We start from the raw sequence: 23,378 nt of genomic DNA, 5'->3' as shown, positions 1-23,378 counted from the left end.
GTTAGCAGTGCTGGGTAAGTTGCTTTATATAAGCTACTTTACATAAGCCGCTGGTGGCTCTAAAAGGTATAGCTAAGTTTAACGTAAACTGTCTAACGCCCCGTCACGCATCATGCTACGTGACACAATGACACGCATAATTTCGTTGGTGCCTTCTAAAATTTGGTGCACCCGCAGATCTCTTACATGACGTTCAAGCGGATATTCATTGAGATAACCATAGCCACCATGTAGTTGCAGCGCTTCATTGGCAACGGCGAAGCTCAAATCAGTGGCTAGGCGTTTGGCCATGGCGCAGTAGGTGGTAGCATCACTGTGTTTTTTATCGACTTTATTAGCTGCTAAATACAACATCTGACGGGCAGCAATGGTTTGGGTCAGCATATCGGCCAGTTTGAATTGCACTGATTGTAATTCAGCGATAGCACTACCAAACTGCTTGCGCTCTTGCACATAATTTAGCGCCGTTTCTAACGCAGCTTGAGCGGTGCCTACGGCGCAAATACCGATATTGATACGGCCACCATCAAGGCCCTTCATGGCAAATTTAAAACCTTCGCCCTCATTACCCAGTAGATTTCTGGCAGGCACTTTCACGTCTTTGAAATGGATGGTGCGGGTAGGCTGAGCTTTCCAGCCCATTTTGTGCTCGTTTTTGCCGTAGCTGATGCCTTCACTATGCGCATCGACCACAAAGGCCGATACACCTTTAGGACCAGCATTACCGGTGCGGGCCATAACCACTAAGATATCGGTGGAGCCGGCTCCTGAAATAAAGGTTTTCTCACCATTTAATAAATAGTAGTCTTCGCCGTCTTGTTTGACCGCTTTGGTAGTTAGCGAGCCTGCATCAGAGCCAGCGTTTGGCTCGGTAAGACAGTAACTTGAAAGCAGCTCGCCACTGACCAGTCTAGGTACTATATTGGCACGGACTTCGTCTTTGGCATATTCGCCAATCATCCAAGTGACCATGTTATGAATACTGATATAGGCAGCAACCGCAGTATCACCCCGAGCCAACTCTTCAAAAACAATGGCAGAATCTAAGCGAGGTAAGCCAAGACCATCATAATCTGGGTTGGTATACAATCCTAAAAATCCTAGTTCGCCTGTTTTTTTAATCACATCAATCGGGAAGTGGCTGTCTCTATCCCACTGAGCGGCGTTAGGTTTCAATTCCTTTTGGGCAAATTGGCGGGCGGTTTGCTGATATGCTAACTGATCGTCTGTTAATGCAAAGTCCATGATGCATCCTATTTTACTAAGAGTATTAAAATATTAGTCTTGTTACAGTACCAAAAATTGAGCTTTGATTGGTACTTTTGCTATTAATATTAAATGTCTTATATTAAGTAACTTATATTAAAAGCTGCTATGAAACAGTACGTATTAAAAGGCTTTAACACCGCCCATATAGCGCTGTACTAGCTTGGCCACTCTAGGGTTATAACCTACGCTGTGATAAAGAACAAAGCTAGTACAAGTACAAAATATCGATATTTACATTGAAATCGTGGTATTAACCTTGCCTTTACTGGCTTCATCATCAAACCAGCGTGCAGTCACAGTCTTGGTCTGGGTATAGAACTGTACTGCCTGCTTACCATAAGGACCTAGGTCGCCCAGCTTACTGGCACGTGAGCCTGAGAAGGAGAACATAGGTAGAGGCACAGGAATTGGTAAGTTAATACCCACTTGACCCACATCGATATCTTGCTGGAATTTATGAGCCGCAGCACCTGACTGAGTAAAGATAGCGGTACCGTTGCCATTCGGGTTGGCGTTGATGATCTCAATGGCTTCATCAAGTGAGTCTGCACGCATGATGCACAGCACAGGACCAAAAATTTCTTGGCTATAAATCTGCATATCCGTGGTCACATTATCAAAAATCGTTGGTCCCACGAAGTTACCGTTTTCATAACCTTCAACGGTAATACCGCGTCCATCTAACAGTAAGGTAGCCCCTTCATCTACGCCAGATTGAATCAGACGCTCGACACGCTCTTTGGCTTGCGGACTGATTAGAGGACCCAAGTCCTTATCATCTTTACCTGCTGCGACCACTAGGCTTTCTGCTTTGGCTTTGATTTCATCTACCCAGTTACCTGCTTCGCCAACCAGTACCACTACCGATAATGCCATACAGCGCTGACCTGCTGCGCCAAATGCAGCACCGGCCAGTTGGTTTAAGCACTGTTCTTTATTGGCATCCGGTAGGATTACCGCATGGTTCTTCGCGCCCATCATACACTGTACACGTTTGCCAGCTTTGCTCGCACGGTCATAGACATGATGGCCGACATTGGTTGAACCCACAAACGAAACCGCTTTAATATCAGGATGATCACAGATGGCATCTACCGTTGGTTTGCCACCATGCACTACGTTCAATACGCCTTTAGGCACACCCGCTTCTAAGGCCAGCTCTACCAAACGTAGGGTAACCATCGGGTCTTGCTCTGAAGGTTTTAAAATAAAGGTGTTGCCAGTGGCAATTGCCATAGGGAACATCCATAAAGGAATCATGGCAGGGAAGTTGAAAGGAGTGATACCGGCACAAACCCCTAATGGCTGCCAGATGCTATAAGTATCGACGCCATTAGCAACGTTTTCAACGAAATCGCCCATTTGTAGATTGGCAATACCAGCCGCGTGCTCTACCACTTCTAGGCCGCGGAATACATCACCACGGGCATCGGCAATAGTCTTGCCTTGCTCTGAGGTTAATAGCTCAGCAAGCTCATCCATGTGCTCACGGATAAGGGCTTGATAGGTTAAAAAGATACGGGCACGAGTGTTGATAGGAGTTTTGCGCCAAGTTTTGAAAGCTTCTTTGGCGGCGGCCACAGCCTCGTTGATTTCGTCATCGGTGGTTTGAGGAACTTTGGCGATAACTTGTTGAGTAGCAGGATCAGTTAAGTCAATCCATTGGTCGGTTTTTGAGTCAACGAATTCGCCATTAATGAGCTGTTTTACGTGATGCATGAGATATCCTTATCTTCTTAATTTAATGAGGCATAACAATTAGCTTTTATTTTGCCTATTGGTTAAATCCCTTTAATAATGATAAATAACGTATCATTATAGTTGTTTGTTACTATAGCAATGCAATTGGCCATTGGTCAAGAAAAAGTTGTTAAATATTGCGTATTTACCAAGAGCATTGCTATTAATAGCGATGCTACGCTTGTCAGCTTAATAACTGTCTAAAGCGGCCTTAACCGCATCGATAGCAGTTGGGTCTTCAAGCGTAGACATATCGCCAGTGTCTTTGCCCTCTGCTAAGGCTCGAATGGCTCGGCGTAGAATCTTGCCTGAGCGGGTTTTGGGCAGTGCTTTAGGGAAATAAATAGCCGCAGGTCTGGCCAGTGCGCCCAGAGATCTAGCAACCACGCCCATGATTTGTTGCTCTACACGGAAACGGCCTTCGGTATCATCAATAATAGAGGGATCACGCAAGATACAAAAAGCGATTGGCAACTCGCCTTTTAGCTCATCCTTGATGCCGACTACGCCAACCTCAGCCACTTCAGGGTGCTCACTAATGGCAGCCTCAATCTCCTGGGTACCCAAACGATGACCGGCAACGTTAATGACATCATCGGTACGACCCAAGATATGATAGTAGCCCTCCTCATCAATCACCGCATAGTCGGAGCTTGAGTACTGCTTACCATTAAATAAGTTGTAATAACTTTTGATAAAACGCTCATCATTGCGCCATACCGTGGTCAAGCAGCCAGGAGGTAGCGGTGCTGCAATGGCAAGCAGACCCTTTTCACCGGGCTGGCAAGGCTCCCCCGTCTCTTCATGTAATACTTTGGCGTTATAGCCATACATTGGATAGCCGGGAGTACCTGCTTTATGCGGCTTGTGATTGAACTTAGGCGCATGGCTTAAGATGGGCCAGCCGGTCTCAGTTTGCCAATAGTGGTCGATAATTGGCACGCCCAAGTGTTCCGATAACCATTCACCTGTAGGTTCATCAAGAGGCTCACCGGCTAAGAAGAAAGATTTGACGCTGCTAGTGTCATAACGGGTTAGCCAAGTTTCATCCTGCTTCTTCAGCATACGCACCCCAGTTGGAGCGGTGAACAAAATATTAACCTTATTGGCCTCAACAATACGCCACCAAATACCGGGGTTAGGATTGTGGGGCAGGCCTTCGTACATGACACTGGTCAAGCCGGCAAGCAGTGGCGCATAGATGGTGTAAGAATGACCAACAGCCCAGCCGATATCAGAGATGGCCCAAAAGGTCTCCCCTGGATTGCCATCATAGATATAGTCCATGGTGGTGGTCAGCGCCACAGCATAACCGCCCGTATCACGTTGTACGCCTTTTGGTGTGCCGGTAGTGCCTGAGGTATATAGCAAATATGACGGTTCATTGGACTCTAGCCAAACAGGCTCAACCACGGCACGATTGTCGCAGCTGATGCGTCGCTCGGTGGCAAAGTCAATATCAATGGGCTGAGGCTCAAAAGGTAAAATACCGCGGTCAACGACCAATACTTTTTCAGGTTTATGCTGGGCTTGCTCGACCCCTTGATTGACTAGGTTTTTATAATTAATAATCTTGCCACCACGCAAGCCGGCATCAACAGTAATGACCATCTTGGCTTCAGAGTCATCTATACGCACCGCCAAGTTATGGGCTGCAAAGCCGCCAAACACCACAGAGTGAATAGCACCAATGCGGACACAGGCCAGCATGGCGTAAGCGGCTTCTAAAATCATCGGCATGTAGATCACAACGCGGTCACCCTTGCCAACACCTAAGCGCTGCAGGACGTCAGCGAAATAATTCACTTCTTTATATAGGCGGTTGTAAGTTAGACGGCGCTTGGCGTAATCGGTATAAAACTCAACATGGTTGTCGAGTGCTTTAAAGGCTTCTGCCACACCAGGATGATTATCAAGAAGCTCTTGGTTAATCTCAGATGACACCCAGACGAAAGCATCTTGCTCTGCACGATCTTGCAGATGGCGATCGACACAGTTATAACATAGGTTGGTCTCACCGCCCACAAACCACTTGGCAAAAGGCAGTTTGCTGTCATCTAATATTTGCTCGGGCTGTTTGTGCCAATAGATACGCTCAGCTTGCTTTGCCCAAAAATCACTAGGGCTATTAAGGGACAAGTTATACAGGTCTGAAAATGATTCGGTGGAGGTAGCGGTATAATTGCTATTGGATTGATTCATGATGCTGTCCTTAGCTAAAAAAAGGAGAATTGGACCAAAGCTTCGCCCAATCGTTCATTAAACTAGCAGTCCTTGCTAGGATGATATAAAGGGGTTAATAAAACAAAACCCTGATTATAAACTCAGTACAATCGGTTTTTTATTAACGATACAAAACATATCGTTTTATCAGGGTTTTAATCTAACAAAGTTAGTCGCTATTGGTCAACCTAATTATTGCCCCCTATTAGGAAATAATTAACGCCGCCTTCGCAGAGAGGTTTAGGCTCTTTGCATCGGTGTTTTTATCATACCAAAAGCTGCAATACATAAGGCCAATATTTGAACCGCTATTAACAATATAACCGTGGTTGACCATTCGCCATAGGCATAAGCCAGTCCACAAGCCCAAGCTCCTGCAGTGCCACCTGCGTAGTAACCCATATAATATAGTCCCGAAGCCAATGAGCGGCCTTCACTGACATTGGTAGCGATATAGCCTATGGTTGCCGACTGAGTAATAAACACCCCTGATGACATGATGGATAAGCCGGCAATGATTAACCAGAGCGGCGAGGCTAAGGTAATCAAGACCCCTAACATAGACATAAGCACTGCAACAATGATGGTCCGTGCCGAGCCAAAGCGCTGTATTAGTTTTGTGGCCAGTGGGGTGATAACCACTCCGATAAGATAAACCGCAAAGATATTTGCCAATTGACCGGTAGTTAATTGATAAGGGGCTTGGGCTAGGTGTAGATTGATAAAGGTAAAGCAGCCCACCAGTGAGAACAGTACACAAAAACCAAGCAGGGTTGCAGATATTACGTAACGATTGGTGAGATGACGCGATAGAGTGCCTAATGCAGTCCGGAATTTAGGACTGGGGACAAAGTTTTTTGAAGCGGGTAAGGTCCTAGCTACCCAAAGAGCGCCTGCTAATGTTACGGCTGCCATAACGTAAAATCCTGAACGCCAACCTATCCACTCGTGCAGATGTCCTAAGGTAAAGCGGCCTAAAAATCCCCCAAGTACTGAGCCAGATACGTAATACGCCATCAGCTCTGCTATGGCACCGCCTTTAAATTCCTCGCCCAAATAAGCGATGGTCACCACCGTAATGCCTGGTACCGACAACCCTTGTAAGAAGCGCCAAAGCGTCAGGGTATGTATGTCATTACTGCCCGCAATTAAAGCCGTTGGTACTGCTAAAAATAGCAGGGAACCAACAATAATGGATTTGCGGCCAATGGCATCAGACAGCATACCCAAAAAAGGTGACATCAAGGCAATCGCCATGACAGTGGCCCCAACCGCCATACCTACTTGCACCTCACTGGCACTAAAATCTTGCATTAATACCGGCAAAACAGATTGAATAGAATAGACTTGTAAAAAAGCAAACATACCAATCAGCATAGCCGTGGCTTTGAGCACAAAGCTAGGCGCAGTGGCTGTATTATTAGTAGTTGGAGAGGGTTGGGGCTGGGATGAGGGGGTAGTGTTTTGCATAAATGACCAGTCTACGTTGCAGTAGGGCACCTCGAGCTATCGACATGCCCCACTTTAGGATAGAAGAGCTTAAATTCTTCGTTAATTGTATAACTCTCTAATAAAGCAAACTATTGTTTTTGCGTATTTTTTGCATTAAGAGTGGACTATTTAACAGAAGTCTTTTTAGCAGCGGCTTTTTTCTTTGATTTGGCTAGCCTTCGCGTGGCTTTATGCATCACTTGACCATAATTAGAAGGGAAGACCCGCTGTATCAGATCAATTATTTTAGCATCATCGCCAATTAGGCAGCGCGCTTGATTGTTGGCTGCGGCCATCAAGATAATTTTCGCCGCCATATCGGGATCAAATTTAAGCAGTTTGTTAAAGTTTCTTAGGCCTTTAGCTCCGGTTGCCATACCTAAAGTGCTAATGCTTTCGTTACCGCGAGCATTGTTGGCAATATTGGTTTTGATGCCACCAGGATGCACCGAAGTAATGGACACGCCGCTGCGCTCTATATCCAGCTCTTGACGCAGGCTTTCATTAAAGCCACGAATGGCAAATTTACTGGCGTTATAGGCGGATTGTGCGGGCTGAGCAATCAGTCCAAATAAACTTGAGATATTGATAATATGGCCATTTTGAGCTTTGTTGCTTTGTTGCACACTTTGCTTAATCAGTGGCAAAAAGGCCTTGGTGCCATAGACCATGCCCCAGAAGTTAATGCCCATAACCCATTCAATCTCTTCAATACTTTCGCCTTCAACCGTCGATGACAGCGCCACTCCAGCATTATTGAAAATAAAGTTCACTTGACCATGGTGCTGTATAACCTCATCGGCCCATTTAAAAACCGCCTGTTTATCAGAGACATCAAGTACTTTAGTAGTAACGGTCACGCTATACTGTTGTAGCAGCTGTTCGGTCTCTGCCAAATTTTTGGCATTGATATCAGATAAAGCAAGGTGACAGCCAGCTTCGGCCAAGTTTAAGGCCAGTGCACGACCAATACCTGATCCAGCGCCGGTAACGGCTGCAACATGACCATTATAGAATTTAGTGAGCAGCTGCTTATCAATATTGGGTGCCATAAAAGGGGTAATAGGCGATAGGCGTTGTATCAGCGGCTGGGCAAGCTGGTTTATCACTGGGAGTTGAGGTAGGGTCAGGCGAATTGACATACTGCTGTTCATCCATGAATGAGAGAATAAAAGAGAAAGGATTAAGTTGGTCTTTTATCATAGGTCAGTTGTTCGGCGCTGACAATAAAAAAAACGCTTACCGGTCAGGGTAAGCGTTCTTTTTAACTATGATGGCTAATTATATGATGGCTAATTAACTAGGACCGCTAAACTTATGCAATCTTAGGTGCAGCGCCCTCATTAATGACGCTTTCATCTACTACTACTGTTTTAGCATCACTCATAGATGGCAGCTCATACATGGTATCAAGCAGCGCATTCTCTACGATTGAGCGCAGACCACGAGCACCAGTTTTACGCTCCATAGCTTTGTGCGCAATAGCCTTCAAGCCTTCCTCAGTAAAGGTTAGCTCTGCATCTTCCATCTCAAATAAGTACTGATACTGCTTCACAATGGCGTTTTTTGGCTCAGTTAAAATCTGCATTAAAGCGTCTTCATCTAGTTCCTCTAAGGTCGCAATAACTGGTAGACGACCAATTAATTCTGGAATCAAACCAAATTTAATTAAATCCTCTGGCTCAACTTGCTTAAACAGCTCAGACAGCTGCTTGCCATCTTCTTTTGACTTAACTTCAGCATTAAAGCCAATGCCTGTCTTTTCAGTACGCTGCTGAATGACTTTATCTAGACCTGAGAAAGCCCCGCCCACAATAATCAAGATATTGCTGGTATCCACTTGGATAAGCTCTTGATTAGGATGTTTACGCCCACCATGTGGTGGAATGGCAGCCACAGTTCCCTCAATCAGTTTAAGTAGCGCTTGTTGTACGCCTTCGCCCGATACATCACGGGTGATAGACATGTTCTCGCCTTTTTTACTGATTTTGTCAATTTCATCCACGTAGATGATGCCCTGTTCCGCTTTTTCTACATCATAGTCGGCCGCTTGTAATAGCTTTTGAACGATGTTTTCTACGTCTTCGCCGACATAGCCAGCTTCAGTCAAAGTAGTGGCATCAGCCATCGCAAAAGGTACATCTAGCATACGGGCTAAGGTTTGTGCCAGTAAGGTTTTACCTGAACCAGTTGGGCCAATAAGTAAGATATTACTTTTTGACAGCTCAACCATGGCATCATCAGCACCAATTTTGGCCTGTTTTCTGTCTTCGGCCAATTTGGCGGCTACTTTTAGACGTTTATAATGGTTATATACGGCCACTGACAGGGCTTTTTTTGCAGTCTCTTGACCGATAACATAGCTGTCTAGATGTTCTCGAATCTCTTTAGGGGTTGGCAGTTTTTTGGTTAGCCAAGTATTTACCTCACCCTCTTCTGAATCGACAGCGTCAAGGTCACCCTCTTCAATTAAGTCTGTGCATAGCGCCACACATTCATTACAGATATTGGCGTCATCAGCTGCAATGAGCTTTGCCACTTCGTCTTTCTTTTTACCACAAAATGAACACTGTGGTGTTTTGTCCTTTGCCATGCTTGGCGCTCCTTAATAATTGCATGCTCTGCTATAAGTATAGATTGGGCTGACCTGGCTATACCGTATTTACCCAATTAGGGTATTTAGTTTATCCAGTTATAAGCCCAGTAACAGAGCCATAAATTTGTGAATCGATAGCGTGAAGCTTTAGTCCCTAAACAGTAGGGTTATTATTTTTCTTCTTCAGGACGACGCTCTAATACTTCATCGACTAAGCCGTATTCTTTGGCTTCGTGGGCATCTAACCAGTAATCACGCTCAACGTCTTTTTCGATTTTCTCTAATGGCTGACCGGTACGCTCAGCTAAAATGCGGTTTAAGCGGTCACGGATTTTTAAGATTTCGCGAGCATTAATCTCAATATCAGAAGCCTGACCTTGTGCGCCACCTGAAGGTTGGTGAATCATTACTCGTGAGTTGGCAAGGGCATAACGTTTGCCTTTTTCACCTGCAGCCAGCAAGAATGAGCCCATGCTGTACGCGCCGCCCATACAAATAGTCGATACGTCAGGTTTAATAAAGTTCATGGTATCAAACATGGCTAAGCCAGCACTTACTGAACCGCCTGGTGAGTTGATATATAAATGGATGTCTTTATCAGGGTTCTCAGCTTCTAAGAACAACATCTGTGCCACGATTAGGTTGGCCATGTTGTCTTCAACTTGACCGGTTAAAAAGATAACACGCTCACGTAGTAGACGTGAGTAAATATCAAATGAGCGTTCGCCGCGTGCTGATTGCTCCACAACCATAGGCACCAAGGCTGCTTGAGGAGTGCTTACAGTGGCATCACGCATATTTCTTAATACCGCATCATGAGCGGCCACAAGCTGCTCAAAATGAGGGTTGTTTATGATACGTTCGATATCTTGTTGAGTGTTTGGGTGGTTCATAAATAATCCCTGTCTATTGGTCAATTTTAAAATTTATAGTTAGTAGTTTTGAATTAGTGAAATAGGGGTGCAGTTGGGCGTCATTATTATATGCTGACGACATTGGCCTATGTTGTTTCTTTATATTTTGGGGTACTCAGCAATAAATCAAGCATTAACCGCACATTATCCCTGCTATCTTACTTTATGACAGACGATTAATACACCACTTTAAGGGGTATAAAGTGCAGATTGCTTTTGGTAGGAAAGCTTACACTGTCTATTTAGACAAAAATGCCCTAACAGTATTGTCAGGGCATTTTTAATCAATTACCTACTTAATCAATTATCTATTAAATCAAATCAACAGATTAAATTTGATAAGTTTTAAGGCAAGCAATGAATTACATCATGCCTTGTTGCTGAGAAGCTAGAAGCTCTTGGTAACCTACTTCTTTGTCAGTTACTTTGCCTTGCTCAAGTAAGAAGTCAACCACTTGGTCTTCTAGAACTACTGACTCGATGTTAGCGCGCTGCTGAGCATCGTTGGTGTAGTATTCGATAACTTCAGCTGGGTCTTCATAGTTTTCAGCCGTTTCTTTGATGAAAGTTTCAACACGATCTTGGTCAACTTTAAGCTCGTTCTCTTCGATAACGCGTGATACTAGAACGCCAAGACGCGCAGCACGGATCGCTTGCTCTTCAAATAGTTCACGTGGCAGCATGTCTTTGTCGATGCTGTTTGCGTTACCACCGAATTGCTGAGCAAAACGCTGCATCATTAGGTTACGCTGACGGTCTACTTCTTGATCAACCATGGCGCTTGGTACTTCAAATTCGTTTTTCTCAAGTAAAGCATCAAAAGTAGCTTGCTTAACTTGGTTACGAGCTGCATTCTTAACTTCGCGAGTCATGTTCTTACGAACGTCTTCTTTAAGCTGCTCTACGCCGCCCTCTTTTACGCCGAATAATTCTAAGAACTCTTCGTCGATTTCAGGAAGTTTGGCTTCTTCAACGGTTTTAACGTTGATTTTGAACTGAGCTTCTTTACCCGCTAGGTTTTCAGCTTGATATTCTTCTGGGAAAGTCACGTCGATGGTTTTTTCATCACCGGCTTTCATGCCAACGATACCGTCTTCAAAACCTGGGATCATTTGGCCGCTGCCTAGCACAAGTTTGAAGTCTTCAGCTGCACCGCCTTCAAATTTTTCACCGTCGATAGAGCCTTCAAAATCGAAAGTTACCTGATCGCCTTCAGCTGCTTCACCTTCTTTTTCAACAAATTCTTGGCGCTGCTTGCGTAGGTTTTCGATCATAGTATCAACGTCTTCGTCACTGATAGTGGCAGTATGACGTTCTACTTCGATATCGCTGATGCCTTCAACTTTGATCTCTGGGAAGACTTCAACAGTGGCTTGATACACTAAGAACTCGTCTTCAAGTTTTACGTCATCGATGTTTGGCATACCAACCGCACGTACGTCTTCAGCTTTAATAGCTTCAAACACTGTGTCACGAATTACATCGTTGATAACTTCTTGTTGAATACCAGCACCATACTGAGCGCGGATGTGTGAAACAGGCACTTTACCTTTACGGAAACCATCAATTTTGGCAGTTTTTGCTACACTGCGGATACGGCTTTCCACTTTGTTTTGGATTTGTTCGACAGGTACTTTAACTGTCAGTTGTGTTTGGTTGTCATTTACCTTGGTGGTGGTAATCTGTAAGTCTTTTGCCATGGTTATTAACCCTGTATGTTAATCGTTTGATTTTAATGATAAGCAATACTCAAGCGATATCAGATAAATAAACTTGAGGTATCATCAATGAGAATTGCCAAGAATATTACGCTAAAACTGGTTTTTTTTGGTTGTAAAAAACACAACCTTAAAGCCTATAAACTAGATGTGATGGCTAACCCACAACCCAAATTGCCGCCTACCAGATATATGAGATAACTTTATATATCAGCGGGGCGAAATTTAAGTATAAAAGAGCATCCTATTTAGCTTTTATTAGGTCTTTATAAAGGCAGTTGTTGCATCCGACAATGGCTAACTTAGCAAAACTGTCATAAATGCAAAGTCCACTACCATAAAATAATAAAAGTAGAACAGTATAGTCTATCAGTCAATCAAAGTAAAAATAAAGTAAAAATTACTCAAGTTTACGCTTTAGTTTGCCCTGTAATTCGCCTCAAATGTAGAGAGTTATAATTACAGAGTTTTATTGGCTGCTTAGTTGTTGTAACAGGTTATTGATAGCTAGACCGCGGTGACTGATTTTGTTCTTTTGTTCAGCAGTCATGGCCGCAGCTGTGAGCTGCAAATCAGGAACCCAAAATAGGGGATCATAGCCAAAGCCATTCTCCCCTTGAGGTGCCTCCAGAATTTCACCTTGCCATAAGCCTTGAGCAATAATAGGTAAGGGGTCATCAGCGTGACGCACAAAAGCTAGAACACAGACGAAATAACCGCTAATAGGAGCGTTTTGCTGTTGACGAAGGGGCTTTAGGTCGGCGATGAGCTTGGCGTTGTTATTGGCATCATTGCCATGCTCACCCGCATAACGCGCTGAATAAATACCAGGCGCATTGCCCAAAGCAGGAACACAAAGGCCTGAGTCATCGGCAATGGCGGGTAGGCCACTAATACGACTGGCGTGGCGGGCTTTAATAAGGGCATTCTCAATAAAGCTCAGTCCATCTTCAACGGCATCTTCAATATCAAGCTCACCTTGAGGCACGATATCAATATTGAGGTCGGCGGCTTTAAATAAGCGTTTGAACTCATTTAATTTGCCTTTATTGTTACTGGCCAAAACCCACTGTGGGTTTACAGAATCTGGGTTAAGAGTAGCAGTCATACAAAGGGTCCTTTAGTTAGAAAACTGGCAATAATAATAGTAACGATTCATTTTATTAATCATAATAATTAAAAATTTAACTACGAGACATAACATTCGGTAACTGAGTTAACAGCTTGTCTTTGCTATACTATATGGCAAGAATTAGCAATTATAGTCTTTACTTCACAATTTAATACTAGCTTAATAAAAGGGGTATTAACTGTGGATAGCAGTTAAATAACTTTGAGCTAATTTTTAAGTAACTTCTAATAAGCGGCTTTTTATAAGTAGCTATTTTATTAGTCACTATTAATAGGTTCTGTTGTAAGTTATTTAGTAAGTTGTCTCGTAAAACTGTAAAGAGTATGATTGTAATCGTGCAAGTTTTGCGTTCTAGAGGTAGATTAATAGAGCTCAGTGAGCTTGCATGCGTAATGGTATGGATATCAACTTTGCCTATATTTATTTGTCTATTGTAAGTAAAAATATGTTTAAGCAAAGATGAGTGAAGGCCGTACGAAATTAAGGATTTTTTTTAATAACAATAAGCCACTTAGCCCGATGTTATATGCGTTCTTTAGCAACAGCATCCTAGCTCTTTACATTTAAGTAAAGCAGCTTAGAGCCGGGTTAACATAGCCAAAGGATAAAATAATATGTCAAATATAACTCTACCAGATCTTCCTTATGCAAAAGATGCACTTGAACCACATATCAGTGCAGAAACTCTAGAATTCCACCATGATAAGCACCATGCTGCTTATGTCAATAAGCTAAATGAACTGTTACCAGGTTCTGGTCTAGAAGGTAAAAAATTAGACGAGATCATCACAGCAACTGCTAAAGATGACAGCAAACAAGGTATGTTCAACCAAGCAGCTCAAGTTTGGAACCATACATTCTACTGGAACTGCATGACACCAGACAATGGTGGCGGCGAACCTACTGGTGACCTTAAAGCAAAAATCGAAGAAGATTTTGGGTCATATGACAAGTTCCGTGAAGAGTTCAAAAATGCAGCTACTTCACAGTTCGGTTCAGGTTGGGCGTGGTTAGTAGCAGATTCTGTAGGTGGCAAACTATCTATCATGAAAACTGCAAACGCTGACACTCCACTAGCACATGGTAAAGTAGCCGTTCTAACTTGTGACGTTTGGGAACACGCTTACTACATTGATTACCGTAACCGTCGTCCTGACTATGTAGATACTTTCCTAGACAAGTTAGTAAACTGGGACTACGCAAACGCTAAGTACAAAGGTCAAGACGCTGGTGTTGAAGAGTAATTAACTTCACTCCAATATTTAAGTCTTTGACTTAAAGTAAAGAGGATACCTTCGGGTATCCTTTTTTTTGTGCCGAATTTTGGTCAATCCGCTGCTTATGAGTAAAAAATAATAAATTTACAATTTAATAAATATGAATGATTATTATTTACAATTAATATAAATCAGGTTATGGTAATTGAGTAATTCTTAATCACAACTTTACAGTTAAGAGTCGTGCTTATGTTTATCTAATTGCTCGTTTATATTTAATAAGGAAAAGAGGCTTATGACAGACTCTAATACAGACAATTCAGAGCTATCAAGAACTTCAAAAAGACCGGGACTCCTGAGCGGATTATCTACAGCAGCCATCGCCTTGTTTGCCATGCTTTTTATGCTAAGAAGTGCAATGGCTCATCCTGGCCATGACCATGCCGCTAATCACTCTATGCTAATGCATGCCTTATTTTATGGGTCAATTGTGGTTGTCACAGCTGCCTGTGTCTGGTTTGCTTATCAGTATTTCACTAAGCAAAAGAGCAAATAGGCAGCTGCTTTTAAGGAGTATGCCTTTTAGGTATATCAATGAACAGCTATGACCATTCCCAAGCAATAATAAGGAAATTATTATGTTACATGCTCTATTAACCAAGATGGATGATGTCCGAGCATTCCCACAACTATCAGCCCATTGCGATATTCCTTGTGGTATTTATGACCCCACGTCCGCTCAAATTTATGCTTTAAGTGTTTTGCGTTACTGCCAACAAATCGCTGGATTAACGGACAGTCGTGAAGACATGGCAAAATTTGTACGCTTGGTCGCAGATAAAGAGAAACATACAGAATCAGTCAAACATGAAGTTCGTATTATTTGGGGTGATTATTTTAAAGGCGAGTTAATTGAAAGATACCCTCATATTCATAGCTTAAGCCATGACATTATGCTTGCTGGCTCGACTGTAAAACAAAGTGTTGCTATCGATAAAGCTGAAGAGTTAGTAGCTTTAGTAAATGAATTTGCCGAAACCTTTTGGGAATCTAAAGGGGTAGAAACATATCGAGCAATATGCCCTTATGAGCCAAAAGTGGAAACTGTCTATACCCAACTAGGTTAAATACATAGCCGGTAATGACTCAATGATATGAAATTCACTATTTTGAAAGTTAAAGGCAATAGCATGCACCCGATCATAGAATCGGGTGCTTTTGTATTGGTGTGGCGTTCAAAGTGGTTATTAAATCGAAATAAGTTATGGCAAAAGCTATTTATTACCAAGCTTCTTATTACCCAGATTGTTGGGAAAACAATACCATTGCCAGCTTGTCTTAATATAACTGCTATCCAGCTAAAGGTTGGAGATGTGATCGCGGTAAATCATAAGCAATATGGACTGATTGTTAAACGGGTGGTTCAGATTTCCAATACGCTGCAAAGTACCGATGCCAATGATAGAAATATAGGAGCTAATAAAGACAAATACAAAACTTCGCGGCTTAAGAGCTTTGATAAAAAACAACAGCACACCTTAGTGCAATTTAGACTCCAAGGAGATAACACCGCACAAAGTGTTACTGAAAATGATATGGGCTGGGTCGATGCTGATGCCCTTATTGGAAAAGTGCTGTTTGTCATTAATAACAATTACAAGTAATAAAAATCATAAGCAATAAACATCACAAATGAATAGTTAAAATAAACTTAATTTTATTAAAATTCAGTTTAGATAATTAGTAATATTAACAGAACTGAAACAATCCAACTTTATAATCGCCTTAACTTTTAGACAAAAACTTACAATATTGCAAAGTAGCAGCAATATAGAGGTAAGTTATAAAACAAGTATCCTCAATAGGAGTATTTATGTTAGGAACTATATCCTCAGTTCCCAAGCAAGGCGGTAATGTGGCTAGTCGTTGGTTATTAGTGGCAGCTTTGGTGTATACCTTAATTTGTGCTGTGGGCATGATTGGCTCAGGATTTAAAGGAGCGACGGCTGGAGAGGCCAAAGAGCTATTTGCTTTTGCAACCAATCCATTTATGGGTTTGATTATTGGTATTGTTGCAACCGCATTGATTCAATCTTCGTCTACAGTGACTTCGATTATCGTAGGTTTGGTAGCAGGGGGATTGCCAGTTGAGCTTGCAGTGCCGATGGTAATGGGGGCTAACGTAGGTACTTCTATTACCAATACCATTGTTTCGATGGGACATATTACTAATAAAGAAGAGTTTAAAAGGGCTTTCGCAGCAGCAACCATTCATGATTATTTCAACTTATTGTCAGTGGTGATCTTTTTACCACTTGAAATTATGTTTGGTTTGCTCGAGAAGATCGGCACTTACTTAGCCTCTTTCTTGGTCAGTTCATCGGCGGCAAGTGCCGAGGTGTCGGTAGGTTCGTTTAACTTTGTCAAAGCAGCCACCAAGCCAGTTGTTAATACCTTCAAAAGCTTAACGGGTATGCTAGATCAGCCTTTAGCAGGTATTCTACTGGCCATATTAGGGGTGACCCTAATCTTTGTCTCAATCACTTACATTGGCAAGCTGTTAAAACAGCTTATGGTTGGTAAAGCAAAAGATATTATGCATACCACTGTGGGCCGTGGTCCAATCAGTGGCATCGCCTCTGGTACAGTCATTACCGTGTTGGTGCAATCCTCTTCTACTACCACTTCATTGATGGTGCCCCTTGCTGGTTCAGGTACCTTTGGTTTGAGGCAGATTTATCCATTTACCCTAGGGGCAAATATAGGCACTTGTATAACCGCCCTTATTGCTTCCTTTGCAGTTGAAGGAAATATGCAAGCAGCGGTCACCATTGCTTTAATCCATCTTACCTATAACGTCATCGGTGTAATCGTGATTTATGGTATTCCTGTGCTACGTAATATACCTATTAAACTAGCGACTTGGTTGGCTGAATTAGTTTCTGAAAAGAAAGTTTATGCCTTAGTATATATATTAGGTGTGTTCTTCGTGATTCCTTTATTGTGTGTTGGTATCTCTTACGCGGTAGGGGCTACTGCCTAACGACTTTTCAATAAAAATATAGAATTAACATAAATTAATACCATAAATCAGGAGAGAGCTATGACCGAGGGATTGCCTAAAAATACGGTTGAGCAGATTAATACGCTAGATAAAATATCTAGCAATGTTGAGCTCAAGTCTAATGAAGAGATTAATAGACTAATTACCGAAACAGAAGAAACCTTATCGGCCTTAATGGGAGAGCTTAAGCGTCGCCAAGAAGATAAAATGCACCATGAAATTGAAAATCTAGATGTGTATATGCAAGAAGCTGATATTAGCTTTAAAAACTTGCGTAAATTTATTGCAATGGCGTTGGCTGAGCTTCGTAGTGATAAATAGCTTTCCACACTAGATGCTAAATGCTAAATGCTAAATGGCAGTCGAGCTAAGTGGCAGACGAGCTAAGTGGCAGTCGAGCTAAGTGGCAGTCGAGCGAAGTAACAGTCGAGCTAAGTAATAGGCAAAGTCAGTTTATAATTTAGATAATAAAAACCCCGAAACCTATTGGATTCGGGGTTTTTTTAAGTGTTTTTTACTTCAAAGAATATAAATACAAAAGGAGTCAAAGATTTATAAAACTTGAAAGCCCAAATCTATCAATGATTGTCTTAACATCGCAATATTGTAATAAGCATGGGCCTTAGTTGTATTTTGAAAAAACACATAAAGCTCATCGAAGTGCTGGCGCTGATTGGCAATGGCTTGGGCCCAGCCTTGCATTTCTTGAGGTGTGTAGCGGTAGTCATGACGCTCGCTTGCGGACAGAGCATCCCACCAATTTAGATTGTTGCCATGCATTCGTAGATAGCCAGTGCGTGTCTGCTGTGCCAAACTTTTGGTCTGACTATTACTTTGACTATCGCTATTTTGACTGCTGCTATTTTGATGGGCATTTTGGCCCGTGCCTTGAGTAAATAGTAACCGCGAATTAGGTAGGCCATTGACTTGTGGATAGTCAACGCTGCACCATATAAGCCCAAACTGCTGGAAGCTGTGCTCTACTTGAGGGATATGCCAGCTGGCGTGTCGAAACTCAATAGCCAGTGGATAGTCGCTGAACCAGTCAGCAAGTTTGGCTAGATAAAGGCGATGGGCCTTAGTTCTATCGAAGCCATGTGGGAACTGAATCAGTAGCGGTGCTAGTCTGTCTGTCTCAATCAACGGCTGTAGAGCTTGTATAAAGGCAATAGCATGCTCTGCAGTGGCCTTTAAGGTATGGCTAAAGTCTTGGTGCAGCTTGATGGCAAATTTGACCTTACCATCAGATTTTCTAAGCATGCCTTCATATGCCTTATGCCCAAGAGGGGCATAAAAGCTGCTATTAATCTCAACTGCGCCATAGTGCTTAGCGTACTCGGCCAAAAAGTCTGTTTTTTTGGTACCAATCGGGTATAGCGTTCCGAGCATGTCGCTATCGCTATAGCCCCCAGTACCGAGATAAACAGTAGGGGTAGGTGCAGTTGAAGCCTTTGGGGTAGGGGTAATCATAAGCGATAAGCTAAGCCAATATGTATCTGCTGTCAAATGTTGGCCTAGATTGGCCCTATAGACTCCGTATCGGTAACCTTAATCTCTAAAGCCACTAAAACTAACAAGCTATTTAAGCTCTAAAGCTATAAAAGTATAGCATTCGTGAATGTATTGGCATTCAATGCTATAATTCTCTGTTTATATCTTCAGTGGTATTTTCTTATATTACAAACCTTCCTGTAAGCCCAGTCGTTTACAGGCTCAGCCATGCTTACTATTGATAAAGACCAATAAGCCCTTATCTATAAGCTGTAGTGAGTCATTTTTATAGCGGTACTTTTTATAAGTACTTAATATTAGCAGTTTAACCTCAAATTAGTTGGTAGATTTTACATGAATCTCGTAGTCATCGGTGTGAACCATAAAACTGCCCCCGTCGCGCTGCGTGAACGGTTAGCATTTGTGGGCGGCGACATACAGGTGGCGCAAGCACAACTGCAATCTTTAACCGCAGGCAGCCTCATTATATCGACTTGTAATCGCACTGAAATTTATGCTTTAGCGCCCAATACCCAAGCATTAGTAGATCAGGTTCCCAGTGCAGACTCTTCGACCGCCGATTCAGAAAAACCACCAATTGAGCCTATTACTACTGCTGAGCTAACCGAACAACTTATTCAATGGTTGGCCAACTTTAAGAGCTTGCCAGTTGAGCAAGTGCGTCCTTATTTATATGACTATATTGATGGCCAAGCATTAACCCACTTACTAAGGGTAGCGGCTGGACTTGACTCTATGATATTGGGTGAGCCGCAGATTTTTGGTCAAATAAAACGCTCAGTGGCAGATGCCAAAGAGTATGGCTATTTGACCAATCAATTAAACTGGGTTATCGAGCAAATATTTGCTGGGGCAAAAAGAGTGCGTAATGAGACAGACGTCGGTACACAGGCCATCTCATTAGGGTATGCTGCCTCAAAGCTTGTGACCCAAATCTTTGATAAACCGCAAGAGGCTACTTTTTTGTTGGTAGCAGCGGGTGAGATGAACCGCTTAGTGGCTCAGCACATTGCTGCGTTAGGCGTAAAAAAAATTCTGATTTGTAACCGTACCCCGCAAAGAGCTCAGGCACTGGCAGAAGAGCTACAACGTCCTGGTTTGAAGATTGAAGTACACGCTTTAAGTGAGCTGGATAATTTATTGTACCAAGCCGATATAGTCAGTAGCTGTAGTGGTAGCATGGACATGCTTATTGATAAGAACATGACCCACCGAGCCCTGAAAAAACGTCGTTATAAGCCAATGCTAATGGTGGATTTGGCGGTGCCGAGAGACATTGATTCTAATGTAGGCAAACTGGATGATGTATATTTGTATTCAGTTGATGACCTGCAACACGTTATCGCCGGCAATCTAGAAAAGCGTCGTCAAGCTGCGGTTGAAGCCGAGCTTTTGGTCAGTCATTTAGTGGTTGAAATTGAGCGCCGTTTCCAAGTGCGTAAAGTGGGACAAGATATCTACGATTATCGCAATACTAGCCAACAAAAAGCCAATGCAGTATTACAAGACATGCTGCATCAATTGAAGACCACAGACAGTAGTCCTGAGGAGATGATGATTGAGTTGACGCGACGCTTAACGCAAACCCTCTCGCATGCTCCTTCCTCTTTAATGCGCCGTGTGGCCCATGATGGGAACTCGGAGATGTTAGATGTGATCATAGCTGGACTCAAAGATGCCTATCGCAAAAAATAGCGGTCCAATATGAGATGGCCTAGTGGATGCAAAAATAGTTGATGCGAGAAATAAAAAAAGGAGTGCTTGAAGCGCTCCTTTTTTTATTAAAAGCTGTTATTAAAAATCGTTATTAAAAGCTTTTATTAAAACGAGGGGTGCATTAAGGCAGATAAAAAGTGGGGCAATACATTTGGGGATAATAAGATAGTTGCTAATACTCCAAATCCACCTCCCCACAGATGGGCCATATGGTTGATATTTGAGTTGCCTTTATTATTAGCGTGAATGCTATAGGCGACATAGGCAATAGCAAAGACGATAGCTGGGATAGGCAGTATCCCAAATAGATATAACATACTCCAAGGTGCCATTAATATAAATGAGAACAAGATGGCTGAAACCCCACCAGATGCTCCTAGGCTACGATAACGAGGGTCATTCTTATGTTGTAAATAACTGGGAATCATTGCCACGATAATGGCCACCAAATACACAGCCAAAAATCCAAAGCCACCCAAAAACTGATTAAAAAACCTTTCGACTACTCGGCCAAAGAAATATAGGGTGAACATATTGAATAGCAAGTGAGTGCCGTCAGCATGGACGAAGCCGTGGGTAATAAAGCGATACCACTCGCCCTTATTCACCGCAGGGGGATAAAAAATAAGCTTGTCCATGAGTTCGTCTTTTTGCCAGGCTAAGAGACTGATAATGACGGTGATAATAATAATTAAAGTGGTATGACTGCTTAATAAACTGTTCAAAGTGTATCCTTAAAGATGGGGTATAAAAGACTTGATAGCTAGGTTAATGCAACTAAGTAGCTTTACAATAGATCGCTTAGCTTTTAGCTATCCTATGTAATAATTACCCCATTAATATGACTAAATTATAGGTAAATGTTTTATCAGTTTGTGACCAAATCACAACTCTGTAACAAGCCTTAACTGAGAATTTACTTGAATATAACGTACTATTGTGAGGGATACTGTATTGTAATACACAAGTTTGGTAAATAAAAAAGCTTAACTTGTATCAAACCTCGACGACTTAGTCGTATTCATCATTCAAAATGTTAATTTAAAAAACTAAAACTTGATGAGTAAGAGGAATTATTTATTTTAAATTTACCAAGCATTTTTTCACTATTTAGGAGAGTATTCAATGGATATCATTGGTCATTTAGCCCGTACCGTTACCCCTGCTGTTTTAGGGGACAATCATAGCCCTCAAAATGAAAGCTTATTAAAACAGTTCTATGCTTTGTTTGCCGCAAAACTTGCGGATAACGATAGTTTTAATCGTCTTGGCACCCAAGAGATTAATCGTGAAGACCTAGGTCTATTTGATCGTTTATGGACCGATGAAGCCCAAAAGACAGAGATTGCCAATGAGTTAGCTGCTCATAACAATGTCGAGGTCATTTCTGTAAAAGGTCTATTGGCTTCTGCTGCTCCTCTAGCTTTTAATGAAATCAAGAGCTTAGCAGGCAGTACGCCGATTCCTCAGTTCTTACGTGAGAACTTAAATTCGTTCCGTGACCATATTCCAACTTGGGCTACTGCTGTGTTACCAGCAGGTCTGTTAGGTGCAGGTGCTGCCGGAGCAGCTCATGTGGCAAATACCAATACAACTCCTAATGCTGCGGCTCACGCTAATACTGCAGGTCATCGTATTTCAGACACTACCAGTACCGCTCCTTTACAGCGTGAAGAAAAAGAAAGTGGTGGTTTCTTGAAGGCATTATTGCCTATTATTGGTTTAATTATCTTAGCTGCTCTAGCTTGGGCGCTATTAAAAGGCTGCCAAAAAGATCCGGCTCCAGTAGCCACACCAGAGCAAACCATGGAGCAGCCAGCTGAAACTGCTGTGACCGGTAATACTGAGCTTGACCCTGCAGTGTTAACCCTAGCAACAGGTTCAGGTAATGAGTTATTTGCTTGTCGTATCACTGCTGGTAACCAAGACCTAGGTAATACAGTTACCACTGCAGTAAAAGATGTATTCGGTGCTGAGGCTGATGACTGTCGTGCTGAAGTTTACAGCAACGTTGCTACTGATATGCCTGCAGCAGCTCATTTAGGTGCTATCTTACCACTGGTTAAAAATACGCCTAATGCTAACGTAATCATTGAAGGCAATGACGTACGTATTGATGCGCCAGACCAAGCTCAGCTTGATAAGTTGGTAGCGGATATTAAAGCAGCCGCTCCTGAGCTTAACGTTATTGCAGCCGGTCCTCTAGATTTAGATGCTGAGATTGAGCAAAGTATTGCCGATTCAACTGCAGCAATGAATAAATTAGGTGATAATCCAAATCCTAATGATGTTGCACGTGCTTTAAGCTTACAAGTTATCAACTTTGAAGTAGATAAAGCTGATATTCCAGAAGTTAACAAAGCAGTACTAGATCGTGCAGTAGAAGTTATGAAAAACGTTCCAGAAATGGAGCTAATGATCCTAGGTCATACTGATAGTGATGGTGATGATGCTTACAACAAAGAATTGTCTCAACGCCGTGCCGAAGCAGTAAAAGCTTACTTAGTATCTAAAGGTGCTGATGCTTCTAAACTAATGACTAAAGGTATGGGTGAAACTGATCCTATCGCTACCAACGAAACGGAAAATGGTAAGTTCCGTAACCGTCGTATCGAGTTTACAGTATATGATGAAACTGCAATGGGTACTCAAGAAATTGAAGTGACTCAAGATGCAGCGAACGTAGCAGAAACGACTGATGTAGAAATGGCTAAAGAAGCTGAAGCTCAATAATTGGCAGTTAATTCATAGAGTCATTGATGACCTCTATTAATTAAATATCTAAT

General features: G+C 42.4%; 19 protein-coding genes. 8 read left to right on the top strand and 11 right to left on the bottom strand.

The window, feature by feature from the left end:
• Nucleotides 1-78: 78 nt before the first annotated feature.
• From G561_RS0108500 to rdgB, 9 genes are all read right to left on the bottom strand, one after another.
• Nucleotides 79-1,245 (bottom strand): acyl-CoA dehydrogenase family protein, encoded by a 1,167-nt coding sequence (locus tag G561_RS0108500; protein ID WP_028859167.1) that lies wholly within the window; start codon nucleotides 1,243-1,245, stop codon nucleotides 79-81.
• 255 nt (nucleotides 1,246-1,500) lie between these two features.
• Nucleotides 1,501-2,988 carry a CoA-acylating methylmalonate-semialdehyde dehydrogenase gene (locus G561_RS0108495; RefSeq protein ID WP_028859166.1) on the bottom strand — a complete coding sequence of 496 codons (1,488 nt, stop codon included), beginning with the start codon at nucleotides 2,986-2,988 and terminating at the stop codon, nucleotides 1,501-1,503.
• A gap of 210 nt (nucleotides 2,989-3,198) precedes the next feature.
• Nucleotides 3,199-5,211 (bottom strand): propionate--CoA ligase, encoded by a 2,013-nt coding sequence (locus tag G561_RS0108490; RefSeq protein ID WP_037032048.1) that lies wholly within the window; start codon nucleotides 5,209-5,211, stop codon nucleotides 3,199-3,201.
• A 261-nt stretch (nucleotides 5,212-5,472) separates the two neighbouring features.
• On the bottom strand, nucleotides 5,473-6,609 hold the full coding sequence (locus G561_RS0108485) for an MFS transporter (RefSeq protein ID WP_051584470.1): 1,137 nt from the start codon (nucleotides 6,607-6,609) through the stop codon (nucleotides 5,473-5,475).
• A gap of 239 nt (nucleotides 6,610-6,848) precedes the next feature.
• Entirely contained in the window at nucleotides 6,849-7,775 is a 927-nt protein-coding gene (locus G561_RS0108480) for an SDR family NAD(P)-dependent oxidoreductase (protein ID WP_051584469.1), read from the bottom strand.
• Between the two features lie 263 nt (nucleotides 7,776-8,038).
• Complete coding sequence (gene clpX / locus G561_RS0108475) at nucleotides 8,039-9,316, bottom strand: ATP-dependent protease ATP-binding subunit ClpX (RefSeq protein ID WP_028859162.1); 1,278 nt, start codon at nucleotides 9,314-9,316, stop codon at nucleotides 8,039-8,041.
• 173 nt (nucleotides 9,317-9,489) lie between these two features.
• On the bottom strand, nucleotides 9,490-10,116 hold the full coding sequence (clpP, locus tag G561_RS0108470; RefSeq protein WP_028859161.1) for an ATP-dependent Clp endopeptidase proteolytic subunit ClpP: 627 nt from the start codon (nucleotides 10,114-10,116) through the stop codon (nucleotides 9,490-9,492).
• Between the two features lie 479 nt (nucleotides 10,117-10,595).
• The gene (tig, locus tag G561_RS0108465) at nucleotides 10,596-11,933 is read right to left on the bottom strand and encodes a trigger factor (protein WP_028859160.1); all 1,338 of its coding nucleotides are present in this window, start codon (nucleotides 11,931-11,933) and stop codon (nucleotides 10,596-10,598) included.
• A gap of 487 nt (nucleotides 11,934-12,420) precedes the next feature.
• A complete protein-coding gene (rdgB, locus tag G561_RS0108460; protein ID WP_028859159.1) occupies nucleotides 12,421-13,059 on the bottom strand; it encodes an RdgB/HAM1 family non-canonical purine NTP pyrophosphatase in 639 nt (212 codons plus the stop codon).
• 638 nt (nucleotides 13,060-13,697) lie between these two features.
• Here rdgB and G561_RS0108455 point away from each other — a divergent pair.
• The 6 genes from G561_RS0108455 to G561_RS0108430 all read left to right on the top strand — a co-directional run bounded on the left by G561_RS0108455 (nucleotide 13,698) and on the right by G561_RS0108430 (nucleotide 17,685).
• On the top strand, nucleotides 13,698-14,327 hold the full coding sequence (locus G561_RS0108455) for a superoxide dismutase (RefSeq protein ID WP_028859158.1): 630 nt from the start codon (nucleotides 13,698-13,700) through the stop codon (nucleotides 14,325-14,327).
• A gap of 268 nt (nucleotides 14,328-14,595) precedes the next feature.
• Nucleotides 14,596-14,856: a hypothetical protein gene (locus tag G561_RS0108450; RefSeq protein ID WP_051584468.1), complete on the top strand. Its 261-nt coding sequence runs from the start codon at nucleotides 14,596-14,598 to the stop codon at nucleotides 14,854-14,856.
• Nucleotides 14,857-14,938: 82 nt separating this feature from the next.
• Nucleotides 14,939-15,427, top strand: coding sequence for a superoxide dismutase, Ni (gene sodN, locus G561_RS0108445; protein WP_028859156.1), 489 nt, complete (start codon nucleotides 14,939-14,941; stop codon nucleotides 15,425-15,427).
• Nucleotides 15,428-15,490: 63 nt separating this feature from the next.
• Nucleotides 15,491-15,964, top strand: coding sequence for a hypothetical protein (locus tag G561_RS0108440; protein WP_172462158.1), 474 nt, complete (start codon nucleotides 15,491-15,493; stop codon nucleotides 15,962-15,964).
• A gap of 209 nt (nucleotides 15,965-16,173) precedes the next feature.
• Nucleotides 16,174-17,343, top strand: coding sequence for a Na/Pi symporter (locus G561_RS0108435; protein ID WP_028859154.1), 1,170 nt, complete (start codon nucleotides 16,174-16,176; stop codon nucleotides 17,341-17,343).
• 60 nt (nucleotides 17,344-17,403) lie between these two features.
• Nucleotides 17,404-17,685, top strand: a complete 282-nt coding sequence (locus tag G561_RS0108430) for a hypothetical protein (RefSeq protein WP_028859153.1) — start codon at nucleotides 17,404-17,406, stop codon at nucleotides 17,683-17,685.
• 231 nt (nucleotides 17,686-17,916) lie between these two features.
• On the opposite strand, the gene G561_RS0108425 is transcribed toward G561_RS0108430, so the two are convergent.
• Nucleotides 17,917-18,834: a DUF72 domain-containing protein gene (locus G561_RS0108425; protein WP_037032051.1), complete on the bottom strand. Its 918-nt coding sequence runs from the start codon at nucleotides 18,832-18,834 to the stop codon at nucleotides 17,917-17,919.
• A gap of 375 nt (nucleotides 18,835-19,209) precedes the next feature.
• On the opposite strand from G561_RS0108425, the gene hemA reads away from it, so the two are divergent.
• A complete protein-coding gene (gene hemA, locus G561_RS0108420) occupies nucleotides 19,210-20,571 on the top strand; it encodes a glutamyl-tRNA reductase (protein ID WP_028859151.1) in 1,362 nt (453 codons plus the stop codon).
• 125 nt (nucleotides 20,572-20,696) lie between these two features.
• Here the strand turns inward: hemA and G561_RS0108415 are convergent, their stop codons facing one another.
• Entirely contained in the window at nucleotides 20,697-21,317 is a 621-nt protein-coding gene (locus G561_RS0108415; RefSeq protein WP_028859150.1) for a rhomboid family intramembrane serine protease, read from the bottom strand.
• A 400-nt stretch (nucleotides 21,318-21,717) separates the two neighbouring features.
• Here G561_RS0108415 and G561_RS0108410 point away from each other — a divergent pair, with 400 nt between their 5' ends.
• Complete coding sequence (locus G561_RS0108410; protein WP_028859149.1) at nucleotides 21,718-23,325, top strand: OmpA family protein; 1,608 nt, start codon at nucleotides 21,718-21,720, stop codon at nucleotides 23,323-23,325.
• The last annotated feature ends 53 nt before the right edge of the window (nucleotides 23,326-23,378 follow it).

Source organism: Psychrobacter phenylpyruvicus DSM 7000 = NBRC 102152, from assembly GCF_000685805.1.
GTDB lineage: Bacteria > Pseudomonadota > Gammaproteobacteria > Pseudomonadales > Moraxellaceae > Psychrobacter > Psychrobacter phenylpyruvicus.
This window is presented reverse-complemented; position numbering and strand designations above follow the sequence as displayed.

Excerpts from the sequence above, each read along its gene's own strand:
- G561_RS0108500 (WP_028859167.1), bottom strand. The coding sequence starts at position 1,245 with ATGGACTTTGCATTAACAGACGATCAGTTAGCATATCAGCAAACCGCC.
- G561_RS0108495 (WP_028859166.1), bottom strand. The coding sequence starts at position 2,988 with ATGCATCACGTAAAACAGCTCATTAATGGCGAATTCGTTGACTCAAAA.
- G561_RS0108490 (WP_037032048.1), bottom strand. The coding sequence starts at position 5,211 with ATGAATCAATCCAATAGCAATTATACCGCTACCTCCACCGAATCATTT.
- G561_RS0108485 (WP_051584470.1), bottom strand. The coding sequence starts at position 6,609 with ATGCTGATTGGTATGTTTGCTTTTTTACAAGTCTATTCTATTCAATCT.
- G561_RS0108480 (WP_051584469.1), bottom strand. The coding sequence starts at position 7,775 with ATGGCACCCAATATTGATAAGCAGCTGCTCACTAAATTCTATAATGGT.
- clpX (WP_028859162.1), bottom strand. The coding sequence starts at position 9,316 with ATGGCAAAGGACAAAACACCACAGTGTTCATTTTGTGGTAAAAAGAAA.
- clpP (WP_028859161.1), bottom strand. The coding sequence starts at position 10,116 with ATGCGTGATGCCACTGTAAGCACTCCTCAAGCAGCCTTGGTGCCTATG.
- tig (WP_028859160.1), bottom strand. The coding sequence starts at position 11,933 with ATGGCAAAAGACTTACAGATTACCACCACCAAGGTAAATGACAACCAA.
- rdgB (WP_028859159.1), bottom strand. The coding sequence starts at position 13,059 with ATGACTGCTACTCTTAACCCAGATTCTGTAAACCCACAGTGGGTTTTG.
- G561_RS0108455 (WP_028859158.1), top strand. The coding sequence starts at position 13,698 with ATGTCAAATATAACTCTACCAGATCTTCCTTATGCAAAAGATGCACTT.
- G561_RS0108450 (WP_051584468.1), top strand. The coding sequence starts at position 14,596 with ATGACAGACTCTAATACAGACAATTCAGAGCTATCAAGAACTTCAAAA.
- sodN (WP_028859156.1), top strand. The coding sequence starts at position 14,939 with ATGTTACATGCTCTATTAACCAAGATGGATGATGTCCGAGCATTCCCA.
- G561_RS0108440 (WP_172462158.1), top strand. The coding sequence starts at position 15,491 with ATGCACCCGATCATAGAATCGGGTGCTTTTGTATTGGTGTGGCGTTCA.
- G561_RS0108435 (WP_028859154.1), top strand. The coding sequence starts at position 16,174 with ATGTTAGGAACTATATCCTCAGTTCCCAAGCAAGGCGGTAATGTGGCT.
- G561_RS0108430 (WP_028859153.1), top strand. The coding sequence starts at position 17,404 with ATGACCGAGGGATTGCCTAAAAATACGGTTGAGCAGATTAATACGCTA.
- G561_RS0108425 (WP_037032051.1), bottom strand. The coding sequence starts at position 18,834 with ATGATTACCCCTACCCCAAAGGCTTCAACTGCACCTACCCCTACTGTT.
- hemA (WP_028859151.1), top strand. The coding sequence starts at position 19,210 with ATGAATCTCGTAGTCATCGGTGTGAACCATAAAACTGCCCCCGTCGCG.
- G561_RS0108410 (WP_028859149.1), top strand. The coding sequence starts at position 21,718 with ATGGATATCATTGGTCATTTAGCCCGTACCGTTACCCCTGCTGTTTTA.